Annotated in this window: 12 protein-coding genes; 3 read left to right on the top strand and 9 right to left on the bottom strand. The window is 67.4% G+C overall.

Annotated elements, in window-relative coordinates; genetic code table 11:
• The first annotated feature begins 29 nt into the window (after positions 1-29).
• The gene (locus ASE11_RS20205; RefSeq protein WP_056275791.1) at positions 30-401 is read left to right on the top strand and encodes a DUF779 domain-containing protein; all 372 of its coding nucleotides are present in this window, start codon (positions 30-32) and stop codon (positions 399-401) included.
• Positions 402-469: 68 nt separating this feature from the next.
• Here the strand turns inward: ASE11_RS20205 and ASE11_RS20200 are convergent, their stop codons facing one another.
• From ASE11_RS20200 to ASE11_RS20160, 9 genes are all read right to left on the bottom strand, one after another.
• Positions 470-1,564 (bottom strand): helix-turn-helix domain-containing protein, encoded by a 1,095-nt coding sequence (locus ASE11_RS20200; RefSeq protein WP_235501375.1) that lies wholly within the window; start codon positions 1,562-1,564, stop codon positions 470-472.
• Positions 1,565-1,628: 64 nt separating this feature from the next.
• On the bottom strand, positions 1,629-2,321 hold the full coding sequence (locus ASE11_RS20195) for an NTP transferase domain-containing protein (RefSeq protein ID WP_056275786.1): 693 nt from the start codon (positions 2,319-2,321) through the stop codon (positions 1,629-1,631).
• The gene (locus ASE11_RS20190; protein WP_056275783.1) at positions 2,318-3,409 is read right to left on the bottom strand and encodes an XdhC family protein; all 1,092 of its coding nucleotides are present in this window, start codon (positions 3,407-3,409) and stop codon (positions 2,318-2,320) included. The genes ASE11_RS20195 and ASE11_RS20190 overlap by 4 nt, the downstream gene beginning before the upstream one ends.
• A gap of 18 nt (positions 3,410-3,427) precedes the next feature.
• Complete coding sequence (locus tag ASE11_RS20185; RefSeq protein ID WP_056275779.1) at positions 3,428-3,991, bottom strand: CoxG family protein; 564 nt, start codon at positions 3,989-3,991, stop codon at positions 3,428-3,430.
• Positions 3,992-4,037: 46 nt separating this feature from the next.
• On the bottom strand, positions 4,038-5,213 hold the full coding sequence (locus ASE11_RS20180; RefSeq protein WP_056275776.1) for a vWA domain-containing protein: 1,176 nt from the start codon (positions 5,211-5,213) through the stop codon (positions 4,038-4,040).
• A gap of 442 nt (positions 5,214-5,655) precedes the next feature.
• Positions 5,656-6,561: an AAA family ATPase gene (locus ASE11_RS20175; protein WP_056275773.1), complete on the bottom strand. Its 906-nt coding sequence runs from the start codon at positions 6,559-6,561 to the stop codon at positions 5,656-5,658.
• A complete protein-coding gene (locus tag ASE11_RS20170) occupies positions 6,558-7,349 on the bottom strand; it encodes an FAD binding domain-containing protein (protein ID WP_056275770.1) in 792 nt (263 codons plus the stop codon). Before ASE11_RS20170 ends, ASE11_RS20175 begins: the two co-directional genes overlap by 4 nt.
• Before the next feature lie 11 nt (positions 7,350-7,360).
• A complete protein-coding gene (locus ASE11_RS20165; RefSeq protein WP_056275767.1) occupies positions 7,361-9,739 on the bottom strand; it encodes a xanthine dehydrogenase family protein molybdopterin-binding subunit in 2,379 nt (792 codons plus the stop codon).
• 12 nt (positions 9,740-9,751) lie between these two features.
• Positions 9,752-10,219 (bottom strand): (2Fe-2S)-binding protein, encoded by a 468-nt coding sequence (locus ASE11_RS20160; protein WP_056275765.1) that lies wholly within the window; start codon positions 10,217-10,219, stop codon positions 9,752-9,754.
• A 443-nt stretch (positions 10,220-10,662) separates the two neighbouring features.
• On the opposite strand from ASE11_RS20160, the gene ASE11_RS20155 reads away from it, so the two are divergent.
• Both ASE11_RS20155 and ASE11_RS20150 read left to right on the top strand, forming a co-directional pair.
• Positions 10,663-11,139: a 4Fe-4S dicluster domain-containing protein gene (locus ASE11_RS20155; protein WP_056275763.1), complete on the top strand. Its 477-nt coding sequence runs from the start codon at positions 10,663-10,665 to the stop codon at positions 11,137-11,139.
• Positions 11,140-11,221: 82 nt separating this feature from the next.
• Positions 11,222-13,069 carry an aldehyde ferredoxin oxidoreductase family protein gene (locus tag ASE11_RS20150; RefSeq protein WP_056275760.1) on the top strand — a complete coding sequence of 616 codons (1,848 nt, stop codon included), beginning with the start codon at positions 11,222-11,224 and terminating at the stop codon, positions 13,067-13,069.
• Positions 13,070-13,140: the final 71 nt, after the last annotated feature.

Genomic DNA, 13,140 nt, shown 5'->3' with positions numbered 1-13,140 from the left:
GCCAAAAAACCCCAAGAGGAGAAAAACCCATGGTCGACAAAGTCATAGCCACCCCTGCCGCCCTGGAGCTCGTGGCCTTCCTCAAAACCAAACACGGCCCGGACCTCATGTTCCATCAAAGCGGTGGCTGCTGCGACAACAGCGCAGCCAACTGCTACCTGCCCGGCGAAATCACCATGGGCGCGGGCGATGTGTACCTGGGCGAGATCGGGGGTTGTCCGTTCTACATCGGCAAGGCGCAGTACGTGACCTGGCGCCACACGCAGCTCATCATCGACGTGATCGAGGGCCACGGCGGCACGTTCTCGCTCGAGGGACCGGAGGGCAAGGCGTTTCACACGCGCTCGCGCGTGTTCAACGAGGCCGAGCTGGCCGAACTGGACGCCGACCGTTCGGGCTGAGCTTGTCGAAGCCCTCGCAGGCCAACATGGTGTGAAGGCTTCGACAGGCTCTGCCCGAACGGATGGGACTAAATGCGCGAGCGTGGTGCGCCGAGCTTGCGGTACACCGTGGCGCGGCTGATGCCCAGCGCGCGGGCGGCTTCCTTGACGTTGCCACGCGCGTCGTCCACCGCCTTGCGGATCATGGCGGTCTCCACGTCCTTGAGCGGCAGGCCATGGGTGGCTCCATGCACCGGGGCGCGTTCACCGCCCTGGTTGAGCTTGGCCAGCACGCTCAGACGCAGGCCTGACCACAGCGGCACTTCGAGCGGGCCGCGCTGCAGGCGCGCGGCGTCGAACAGCGTTTCCACCGGCACGGCAAACACATCGCTGCAGTGGCCAGGCGCCATGCCGGCCACGATGCCGAGCATGTCGGCCGCAGAGCGGTTGAGCGCGGTGATCTGGCCGTCGGCGTCCACGCAGACCAGGCCTTCGCTGGCGTCGCCCGGCAGGCCGCCCGGCCAGCTGAGGCACAGCAGCAGCCGGTGGGGTCGGGCCAGCGCCAGCGCGTTCTCGATGCTGCGCGCCGACTGCGTGACGAGGTGCTTGAGGGCGGGTTGCTCCACCACGTTCACGCCGGTGAGATCGAGCATGCCCACGCACTGCCCGTCGGGCCCCCAGATGGGCGCACCGGCGCAGCTGTAGACACTGGTGGCATCGAAGAAATGCTCGCCGCGGTGCAGCCACACCGGCTGCAGCTCGGCCAGCGTGGCACCGATGGCGGTGGTGCCCACGGCGCGTTCGGACAAATCAACACCCACGCGCGCGATGGTCGACGCCTGCGGGTTGTGGCGGTCCACCGGGCCATTGACGTCGATCACCAGGCCGCTGGCGTCGGTGAGGATGGCGAAATAGCGTGTGTTGGCCATGGCCCGCGTGAGCGACTGGATCACCGGTGCCGCTGCCCGCAGCAGAGGCTGGTTGGCCTCGATGGCGCTGCGCACGGCGCTGTGGGTGACCGCATCGAAGGCGATCGGCTGGTGCGGGTTGAAGCCCATGCCCAGGCAGCGCCGCCACGAACGGTCGATCCACGGCGAGAGTTCCACCGGGCTGCTCGGGTCCCGTGTGTCCAGAACCGATTTGCGCGCCTGCTCGATCAAGGCCAGGCGGTGGGGATGGGTCAAGGGTGACTGCGTGTGGGAGTTCACCCAGGAATTAGAGCAGCGTTTGAACGCCCATGCACGGCGATCAACCGCTCCCGGGATCGGTGTTAACCCCCGTCGTGGACTCGGGCCAGCGGCAGACCCAACCGGTGTCGCGCGCCAGGGCGTCGAGGTCGTCGGGCGTGTCCAGGTCGCGCGTGTAGTGTGGGTTGTCCACCACCCAGGGCAGGGTGGCTTGGCGGTGCGCCGCGCGCCACTGTCGCAGGCTGGTGCCGGGCGCTGCGAGCAGGTTGGCGCGCACCGAGGCGTCGAACACCACCGGGTGGCCCGGCACACCGTTCACCATGGGCATCAAGACCCGGCATCCGGGCGGGCGGCGTTGAAACGCATCGAGCACCGCACCGATGTCGGCGGCGTCGATCAGGGCTTGGTCGGCCAGCAGCACCATCACGGCCTGCACGTCGTCGTCGAGCGCGTGCAGGCCCAGGTGCAGCGAGGAGGCCGGATCGTCTTCGGGCTCGGGGTTGACCACCTGGCGTGGCACCAGGTGCGCAGGCCATTGCGCCAGGTGCGCCTGAATCTGGGCGGAGTGATGGCCGAGCACCAGCACCGGCGTGTGAAGCCCGACGCTGCGCACCGAGCGCACCAGCCGCTCCAGCAGGCTCTGGCCCTGCACCTCCAGCAAACACTTGGCCCGCCCGCCCATGCGCCGGCCGGCGCCAGCGGCCAGGATGAGAACGCCGGTGCGCAGCGGCTGTGGCGGGGCGGCGGTGTTCACCGTGCGGTGGTGGGCGAAAAGCAGGTCGGGCCGGACGGCTCCTTGTGGCCATCGGTCAGCGCATTCTTGGCCTGCGCCACGTCCATGTCGCGCGGCAGCGGCACGCCGTTTTTCACCGCCAGCACCTCGGCCATGATGCTCACCGCGATCTCGGGTGGGGTCTTGCTGCCGATGTAGATGCCGATCGGCCCGCGCAGCCGCGCCAGGCTCTCGGGGGTCTGGTCGAAGTGTTCGATCATGCGGGCGTGGCGCGCCTCGTTGTTGCGCCGCGAACCGATGGCGCCGACGTAGAAGGCCTCGGTCTCCAGCGCCTCGAGCAGGGCGAGGTCGTCGAGCTTGGGGTCGTGCGTAAGCGCGATCACGCAGCTGCGGCGGTCGACCTTGAAGTCGCGCACCACGTCGTCGGGCATCTCGGTGAGCAGGGTGACGCCGCTCACCTGCCAGGCGGTGCGGTACTCCTCGCGCGGGTCGCACACGGTGACCGCGAAGCCGCTGAACAGCGCCATGGTGGCGAGGTACTCGGTGAGCTGGCCCGCGCCGATGAGCAGCATGCGGTACTCGGGGCCGAAGGTGTTGCTGAGCCACGGCCCGTCGTCGCTGAGCGAGGCCGGTGCGGTGGCCGCGCGCAGGGCCACGCGGCCGGTGGCGAGTTCGGTGCGGCGCTCCATCATCTGGCCGTCGGCCAGGGCCTGCACCAGCTCGGCCAGCGAGCCGGCGTCGGGGTTGAATTCGAGCACCAGTTCCAGCGTGCCGCCGCAAGGCAGGCCGAAGCGGTGCGCCTCGTCGGCGCTCACGCCGTACTTCACGCGCTCGGGCGGCCCGTCGGGAATCTCGTGCGTGATGCCGGACGGCGCGGTGCTGCCTTGCACCGCGCCGTGCGCGCGGCTGTAGCGGTAGATCAGGTCGTCTTCAATGCAGCCACCCGAGACCGAGCCGACCACCGCGCCGTTCTCGCACAGCGCCATGATCGAGCCCACCGGGCGCGGTGACGAGCCCCAGGTGCGCACCACGGTGGCCAGCAGCGCGCGCCGGCCTTCCGCGCGCCAGCCTTGCAGGCTGCGCAGAACGGTGACGTCGAGGTTTTCCAAGTTCAGACTCCTTCGGTTTCAGGTGGCCAGGTAGATCATGACCGCCACCACGACCGCGATGGCGGCCCAGGCCCACGTCGGCAGGCCGCCGCCGGCCTGGGGCATCGGTGTGAGTGCAGTATCGGTCGTGGCACCCGGGTAACGGCGCTGCAGTTCTTCGTCGAAGCGGCGAAAGAAGTCTTCGGCGAGCGACTTGGCCGCGCCGTCGATCAGCCGCTGGCCGAGCTGCGCAATCTTGCCACCGACGATGGAGTGCACGGTGTAGCTCAGTTCGCAGCCGGTGCCCGCGGGCGCGAGCTGTACCGCGGCCTCGCCCTTGCCGAAGCCGGCCACGCCGCCCTGCGCATCGAAACCGAGCTTGTAGGAGCTGGGCGGCACGATGTCGGAGAGTTGCACGCGCCCATTGAAGCGGGCGGACACGGGCCCGATCTTGATCGCGGTGGTGACGGCGTAGGTGTTGGGCTCGGTGAGTTCGAATTTCTCGCAGCCCGGGATGCAGGTCTTGAGCATCGCCGGGTCGTTGAGGGCTTCCCAGGCCTGTTGTTGGGTGACGGCGAGTGGCCGGCTGCCTTGCATGTCCACGTGGGGTTCTCCTGTCAGGTCGGCATGGTGAATGAAACCGGGGAATTCAGCCGCGCTGCATCAGCGTTGCCATGGACCGCGCAAGGTCTTCGAGGCGGCTCAGGTTGTGCACGGCCAGCATGCCGTGCGCATGGCGGTGCAGCACGCTGGCACCGCTGGCCAGCGGCGCATAACCCTCGTAGCGCAGCAGCGGGTTGAGCCAGAGCAGTTGCCGGGTGTGGCGGCCCAGCCATTGCAGTTCTTCTTCGAGCGCGTCGGGCGAGCCGGTGTCCAGGCCGTCGGTGATGAGCAGCACCACGGTGCGTCGGCCCACCAGGCAGCGCTTGTGCTCGGTGCGCAGGCGCGCGAGCGATGCGCCCAGGCGCGTGCCGCCAGCGAAATCGTCGATGGCGGCGTTGGCGAGTTCCAGCATCTGGTCGGTGTCCCGGTGGCGGAAGGCCGCTCGCAGGTCGGTCAGCTCGGTGCCGAAGGCGAATGTCGCACGTGGTGTGCCGTGCGTTGCCTGGTGCAGGAAGGCCAGCAGCAGCCGGGCGTAGCGCTCCATGGAGCCCGAGATGTCGACCAGGATCAGCAGCGGCAGCGGCTGGCGCCGCCGGGTCATGCGGGGGATCTCCAGCAACTCGCCGTCGTGCCGACGCGCCTGCTGCAGCGCGCGCGGCCAGTTCGGGCGGTGGCCACGCGTGCCGGCGCGTTCGCGTCGCGCGCGCACCGGCGGCAAGGGCAGGGGGATGTCGCGCACCAGTTGTTCGACCAGGCGTAATTCGCTGGCCGAGAGCCCGGCGAAGTCGGCGTGTCGCAGGCGCTGCTGGTCGCTGGCGGTCATGGCGGCGTCGAGTTTGATTTCGGTCTCGCCCTGGTTGGGCGTGCGCGCCTTGAGGCCGGCCACGCTCAGCGCTTCCTGCACGCGCGCCTTGCGCCGCACCGGGTGCGCCTTGGCGGCCTTGGGCAGCATCTGCGCGAGCAACTGCTGCGCCAGTTCGGGGTTGCGGAAGAAGGCCTCGAACATTTCGCCGAACACGCCGATGTCCTGCTGGCGGCTCACCAGCACGGCTTCGAGCGCGGCGCGCAGGTCGTCCTTGCGCTCCACGCCCACGATCTCCGTGGCGGTGATCGCGCTGGCGATGCGCGTGCTGTCCACCGGCACACCGGCGCGGCGCAGTGCGCGGCCGAAGGCGGTGATGTGGTCGGGGAGCTTCCCGCTCCTTGCGTCACCCAGGATCATGGTTTTTCTACTTGTTTTGTGCCTGGACCTCGCGCTGACGGCTGGCGTGGTCCGCGTTCTCCGGCGCACGGTCGCGGGCGTCTGCCCGGGCAGGCCGGCACCACTCCATGAACGCCATGGCTGGCGCCCACACTCTGCGGCAGCCGCGAATGGCGCCTGCGCCCGCGAACCCCACCAGCCGTCGAGAGTGGCGCGAAGGCGTGCAGAAGGCCAAGGCCATCATTTTCGTGGCGGGCCCAGGTGCTACTGGGGTCGATGGGGTGGGTGTCCGGGCGCAGGCGCCATTCGCGGTTGCCACAGAGGGCGAGCCCAGACCACGTGGTTGATGAAGCGCGACTCCGAGCGCCCGGGCAGACGTCCGCGACCGAGCGCCGGAGAACGGACACACGCCCCAGCGGCCCGGAAGTGGTGCAGGCAAACAAGGTTTCCACGACAAGTACAGTCAAACAGGTTCAGGCGCCAACAACTGGTCCAGCATCGGCAACAAAGCAGCCACATCCTCGCGCTGCTTGAACAGGATGCCCGCCGTGTCCTGGATCACCTCGGGATCCAGAGTGAGCGTGTCCAGTGCCACCAGCGCCTTGGCCCATTCCACGCTCTCGGCGATGCCGGGGCTGCGCTGGAAGGCGTTGGCGAAGGGCTGGCTGCGCAGGCGCGAGACGAAGCGCGTGACCTGCTCGGTGAGCGTGGCGCTGGCCTCTGGCACCTGGCTCTTGACGATGGCGAGCTCGCGCTCGCGGTCGGGGTAGTCCAGCCACTGGTACAGGCAGCGGCGCTTGACGGCGTCGTTGAGGTCGCGCGTGCGGTTGCTGGTGAGGATGGTCAGCGGCGCGGCCACGGCCTTGATGGTGCCGAGTTCGGGAATGGTGACCTGGTATTCGCCCAGGTACTCGAGCAGGAAGGCTTCGAAGGGTTCGTCGGCGCGGTCCACTTCGTCGATCAGCAGCACCGCGCCGGGCTCGGGCGTCTGCAGCGCCTGCAGCAGCGGGCGGCGGATCAGGTAACGCGCCTGGTAGACCTCGCGCTCGATCTCGTCGGGTGTGGAGGTGGCCTGCGCCGCGCGCATGTGCAGCAGCTGCGCGGTGTGGTTCCACTCGTAGAGAGCCTCGCGCTGCTCCATGCCGTCGTAACACTGCAGGCGCAGCAGCGGGCGGCCGAGCAGCTGGGCGAGGGCCTTGGCCAGCGCGGTCTTGCCCACGCCGGGCTCACCTTCGAGCAGCAGGGGGCGCTGCAGTCGCATCGCCAGAAAAACGGCGGTGGCCAGCCGCCGGGGAGCGTGGTAGCCAACGCCTTGCAGGGCGTGGGTGAGGCCGTCGATGGAGTCGGTGTCGGCGGGCAAGCGGCTCATCCGTTTGCCTGCCGCACCGCGGCCTGCGTCTGCACCGTGATCAGGTGCGCCCGGTAGGCCGCGCTGGCGTGCAGGTCGCCACTGATCTCGCTGGCGTCGATCTGCACGTCCTTCACCGCTTCGGGCGTGAAACTCTTGGCCAGCGCCGCTTCCAGGCCTTGGTGGCGGAACACGCCGTTGCCGGTGCCGGTGATGGCCACGCGCGGGCCGCCCGGGGTGAGGGCCACGAACACGCCCACCAGCGCAAAGCGGGAGGCCGGCTGGCGGAACTTGGCGTAGGCCGCCTTGCTCGGGATGGGGAAGCGGATCGCGGTGATGAGTTCGCCCGGTTCCAGCGCCGTGGTGTACAGGCCCTGGAAGAAGTCGTCGGCCGCGATCTGGCGCCGGTCGGTGACGACGGTGGCGCCCAGGCCCAGCACCGCGCTCGGGTAACACGCGGCCGGGTCGTTGTTGGCGACCGAGCCGCCCATCGTGCCCATGGCACGGACCTGGCGGTCGCCGATGCCGTCGGCCAGCGCCGCCAACCCCGGGATGTGCTTGCGCACGTCCGCGTTGTTGGCCACGTCCTGGTGGCAGGTCATGGCGCCGATGACCAGGTTCTGGCCATCGACCTTGATGCCGCGCAGCTCGGCCACGCCGCCCAGGTCGACCAGGTTTTCGGGCCGCATCAGGCGCTGCTTCATCGAAGCGATCAGGGTCTGGCCTCCCGCCAGAGCCTGTGCGCCGCCCGCGGTGAGGCGCTTGGCGTCGGCCAGGGTCTTGGGTTGCTCAAGGGTGAATGCGTACATGGTGCTTCTCCTTACTTCGCGGCCTGGATGGCCTGCCACACGCGGTTCGGGCTCGCGGGCATGTCGAGGTCCTTCACACCCAGCGGGGCGAGGGCGTCGAGCACGGCGTTGATCACCGCGGGGGGCGAGCCGATGGCGCCGGCCTCGCCGCAGCCCTTGGTGCCCAGCGGGTTGGTGGTGCAGGGCGTGACCACATGGCCGAGTTTGAAATCGGGCACGTCGTCGGCGCGCGGCATGGCGTAGTCCATGAACGAGCCGGTGACGAGCTGGCCGGTTTCGCGGTCGTACACACAGTGCTCCAGCAAGGCCTGGCCGATGCCCTGCACCAGGCCGCCGTGCACCTGGCCCTCGACGATCATCGGGTTGATGATGGTGCCGAAGTCGTCCACCGCTGTGAAACGGTCGATGCGCACCACGCCGGTGTTGGGGTCGACCTCGACCTCGCAGATGTGCGTGCCGGCCGGGAAGGTGAAGTTGGTCGGGTCGTAGAACGCGGTTTCGTTCAGGCCCGGCTCCAGCTTGTCCAGCGGGTAGTTGTGCGGCACGTAGGCGGTGAGCGCGACCTGGCCGAAGGTGACCTTCTTGTCGGTGCCCTTCACAGTGAATTCGCCGTTGGCGAAGTCCACGTCGGCGTCGCCGGTCTCCATCAGGTGGGCCGCGATCTTCTTGGCCTTGGCCTCGATCTTGTCGAGCGCACGCATGATGGCCGAGCCGCCCACCGAGATGGAGCGCGAGCCGTAGGTGCCCATGCCGAAGGGCACGCGGCCGGTGTCGCCGTGCACGATGTCCACCTGCGACGGGTCCAGGCCCAGGCGCGAAGCCACGACCTGCGCAAAGGTGGTTTCGTGTCCCTGGCCGTGGCTGTGCGAGCCGGTGAACACCGTCACGCTGCCGGTGGGGTGCACGCGCACTTCGCCGCACTCGAACAGGCCGGCGCGCGCACCGAGCGCACCCGCGATGTTGCTGGGTGCCAGGCCGCAGGCCTCGATGTAGCTGCTGTAGCCCACGCCACGCAGCAGGCCCTTGGCCTTGGACGCGTCCTTGCGTTGCGCGAAGCTGGACATTTCGGCCAGTTCGTTGGCTTTTTCCATGCACTGCGGGAAGTCGCCGGTGTCGTACTGCAGGGCCACCGGGGTCTGGTAGGGGAACTCGGTGATGAAGTTGCGGCGGCGGATCTCGTCCTGCGCGAGGCCGGTCTCCCACGCGGCGCGGCTCACGATGCGCTCCAGCAGGTAGGTGGCCTCGGGCCGGCCGGCACCGCGGTAGGCGTCCACCGGCGCGGTGTTGGTGAACCAGGCGTCCACCTCCACGTAGACCTGTGGTGTCTTGTACTGGCCCGCGAGCAGCGTGGCGTACAGGATGGTGGGCACCGCGGTGGAGAAGGTGGAGAGGTAGGCGCCGAGGTTGGCGTCGGTGTGCACGCGGAAGGCGAGGAAGTGACCGTCCTTGTCGAGCGCCATCTCGGCATGCGTCACGTGGTCGCGGCCATGGGCGTCGCAGAGGAAGGCTTCCGAGCGGTCGCAGTTCCACTTGATCGCGCAGTTGAGCTTCTTGGAGGCCCAGGTCAGGCACACGTCTTCGGCGTAGAGGTAGATCTTGGCGCCGAAGCCGCCGCCCACGTCGGGCGCGATCACGCGCACCTTGTGCTCGGGCAGGCCCATCACGAAGGCGGTGAGCAGCAGGCGCTCGACGTGCGGGTTCTGGTTGGCCACGTAGAGCGTGTAGTCGTCACCGGCGCGGTTGTACGAGGCGATGGCCGCGCGCGGCTCCATCGGGTTGGGCGCGAGCCGGTTGTTGATCAGGTCGATCTTGGTCACGTGCGCGGCGTTGGCGAAAGCCGCGTCCACCTGGCCCTTGTCGCCGATGGCCCACTTGTAGCAGTGGTTGTCGGCGGCGGCTTCGTGCAACGCGGGTGCCCCCGATTTCATGGCATCGCGCACATCAACCACGGCGGCCAGCGGCTCGTAGTCCACCTCCACCAGCTCGGCCGCGTTCTTCGCGTTCTCCAGCGTGTCGGCCACCACCATGGCGACGTGGTCGCCCACGTAGCGCACCTTGCCGAAGGCCAGGATGGGGTGGGGCGGCTCCTTCATGGGCTCGCCGTTGACGTCGGTGATCAGCCAGCCGCAGGGCAGGCCGCCGATCTTGTCGGCCGCGACGTCGTTGCCGTCGAAGATGCCGATCACACCTTCGGCCTTGAGCGCGGCGGCCTTGTCGATCTTGCGGATGTTGGCGTGGGCGTGCGGCGAGCGCACGAACACCGCGTGGTGCATGTTGGGCAGCACGATGTCGTCGGTGTACTGGCCGGCGCCGGTGAGAAAGCGGTAGTCCTCCTTGCGCAGGAGGGATTCCCCGATGTGGGGGAGTTTGGCGAAGTCGATGGCACCCATGTTGTTGGCTCCTTATGCCTTGAGCGCAGCGGCGCCTTGTTGAACGGCCTTGACGATGTTCTGGTAACCGGTGCAGCGGCACAGGTTGCCCTCCAGCCCTTCGCGAATCTCCCTGGCGCTGGCGTTGGGGTGGCTCCTGCACAGGCTGATCGAACTCAACACCATGCCGGGCGTGCAGAAACCGCATTGCAGGCCATGACAGTCCTTGAAGGCGGCTTGCATGGGATGCATGGTCCCGTCGGCCGCAGCCAGTCCCTCGATCGTGGTGATGTCGCTGCCGGCGGCCTGGGCCAGCAGCATGTTGCAGGACTTCACCGCGCGGCCGTCCACCAGCACCGTGCACGCGCCGCATTGGGCGGTGTCGCAACCGACGTGGGTGCCGGTGAGCTTGAGGTGTTCGCGGATCGTCTGGACCAGCAGCGTGTGGGGCGCTGCATCGACCGTCACGGCCTTGCCGTTGACCTTCAGTTGAACCTGCATGCTTGTCTCCTTGTGGTTGCTTAGGCGCAGTGGAGCATGGCTGGATGGGCCTGGATTGAGGGTTAACACTCGGTTCAATTCCACCGCTTCAAACATTCTCAAATTGAGACGCTGACGCCCGGGAGAAGCGCCCGGCCGTGGGCCTGGTGGCGCCCGACAATGCAGACCGTTCCGGCTTGAAACCGGACCCTGGCTATGCAACGGTGTGCCAATGTGGTCGGGGGCCGCGGGAGCGGCCTGGCGAATCTCCACGAAGGCCTGGACGGCGCCGTTTTCCCGGGCAATTGCCCCGTGTCTCAATCTGAGACTTTTTGGCCTGGCCGGACGGAAACACGGGTAAACCCTGAACACGAAAAAGGGAGGGGCACAAAAAATCGTATGAGCAGATGTACATAGGCGCTGTTCGTGCGCACCGCGTCTGTTACCCCCACGGAGACATAACGATGCAAAAAGTCCTTCACATCAATCCCGACAAATGCACCGGCTGCCTGCAGTGCGAAATGGCCTGTTCGTTCGAGAACTACGGCACTTACGCCACGTCGAAGTCGCGCATCAAGGTTTTTGACTTTCACCACACCGGCAAGAAGGTGCCCTACACCTGCACGCAGTGCGACGAGGCCTGGTGCCTGCACGCCTGCCCGGTGGAGGCGATCACGGTGGACAAGATGACGGGTGCCAAGGTGGTGAACGAGACCACCTGCGTGGGTTGCAAGGTCTGCACCATCGCCTGCCCCTTCGGCACGATCAACTACGTGCAGGAAACCGGCAAGGTCCAGAAGTGCGACCTGTGCGGTGGCGAGCCGGCGTGCGCCGAAGCCTGCCCGACCGCCGCCATCACCTTCATCGATGCCAACTGGACCGGCATGGACAAGATGAAGCAGTGGGCCGACAAGTTGGGCAACCAGCCTTCCGCCGCCTGACCCCAAGCCTGAAACCTTGTGGGTCAGACCACTCGCGCAGCGATGTGCTCTGACCCCAACTGACCAATCAAGGAGCATCAACATGTCATGGGCTGGAAAAATCCTCCGCGTCAACCTGACCGCGGGCACCGTGAAGTCCGAACCGCTGAACACCGAATGGGCACGTGCCTACATCGGCTCGCGCGGGCTGGGCAGCAAGTACCTGGTGAGTGAAGTCGACCCCAAGGTCGACCCGCTCTCGCCCGAGAACAAGATCATCTGGGCCACCGGCCCGTTGACCGGCACCATGGCCTCCACCGGTGGCCGTTACACCGTCATCACCAAGGGCCCGCTGACAGGCGCCATCGCCTGCTCGAATTCGGGCGGCTACTGGGGGGCCGAGCTCAAGATGGCCGGCTGGGACATGATCATCTTCGAGGGCAAGAGCCCGAAGCCGGTCTACCTCTACATCAACGACGACGAGGTCGAGCTGCGCGACGCAGGTCACCTTTGGGGCCAGAGCGTGTGGAAGACCGAGGAGGTGCTCAAGTCGAGCCTGCAGGACCCGCTGGTGCGGGTGTCGAGCATTGGCAAGGCCGGTGAAAACGGCGTGCTCTATGCGGCTGTGGTGAACGATCTGCACCGCGCGGCTGGCCGCTCGGGCGTGGGCGCCGTGATGGGCAGCAAGAACCTGAAAGCCATCGCCGTGCGCGGCACCAAGGGCGTGGGCAACATCCGGGACCCGAAGGCCTTCATGAAGACCACCTTCGAGAAGAAAAAGATCCTGGCCGAGAACGCGGTGACGGGCCAGGGCCTGCCGGCCTACGGCACGCAGGTGCTCATGAACGTGATCAACGAGATCGGTGCGCTGCCCACGCGCAACCACCGTGACGTGCAGTTCGAAGGCGCGAAGGACATCTCGGCCGAAGCCATGGTCACACCGCGCGAGAGCGATGGCAAGAAGCACCTGGTGACGAACCAGGCCTGCTTCGGTTGCACCATCGCCTGTGGGCGCATCAGCAAGATGGACGAGAACCACTTCACGGTGAAGAACAAGCCGCAGTACTGGGGCGCCAACGGCGGCCTGGAATACGAAGCGGCCTGGGCGCTGGGCGCTGCCAACGGCGTGAACGATCTGGAAGCCCTGCAATACGCCAACCTGCTGTGCAACGAAGAAGGCTTCGACCCCATCAGCTTCGGCGCCACCGTGGGCGCTGTCATGGAGCTCTACGAGATGGGCGTGCTCACCCAGGAACAGCTCGGCATCGACGCGAAATTCGGCTCGGCGCAAGCGCTGGCCCACTTCGCCGAGATCACCGCCAAGGGCGAAGGCTTCGGCAAGGAGATCGGCATGGGCTCGGCCCGCCTGACGAAGAAGTACGGCCACCCCGATCTGTCGATGAGCGTGAAGGGCCAGGAATTCCCGGCCTACGACGGTCGCGCGATCCAGGGCATCGGCCTGGCCTACGCCACCTCCAACCGCGGCGCCTGCCACCTGCGTGGCTACACCATTGCTTCCGAAGTGCTGGGCATTCCGGTGAAGACCGATCCGGTGGAGAGCGAAGGCAAGCCCGAACTGGTGAAGGCGTTCCAGGACGCCACCGCCGCGTTCGACTCGTCCGGCCTGTGCGTGTTCACCACCTTCGCCTGGGGCGTGGCCGATCTGGCGCCGCAACTGCAAGCCGCGTGTGACGAAGAGTTCACCACCGAGGAGCTGGAGAAGATCGGTGAGCGCATCTGGAACATGGAGCGCGAATTCAACAACGCCGCTGGCTTCACGTCCAAGGACGACAGCCTGCCCAAGCGCCTGCTGACCGAAGCCGCCAAGACCGGTGCTTCCAAGGGCATGGTGAGCAAGCTGCCCGAGATGCTGCCCAAGTACTACGCCGCGCGCGGCTGGGACACGGAAGGTCGCCCCACGGCCGAGACCCGGGCACGCCTGAGTCTGTAAGGCCTGGCGCCCAAGAGCCTTGGCCTGAACCCAGGGGGCAGTCACCACGCTGCCCCCTTTCTTTTTTCGAG

Source organism: Hydrogenophaga sp. Root209, assembly GCF_001428625.1.
Lineage (GTDB): Bacteria > Pseudomonadota > Gammaproteobacteria > Burkholderiales > Burkholderiaceae_C > Hydrogenophaga.
This window is presented reverse-complemented; position numbering and strand designations above follow the sequence as displayed.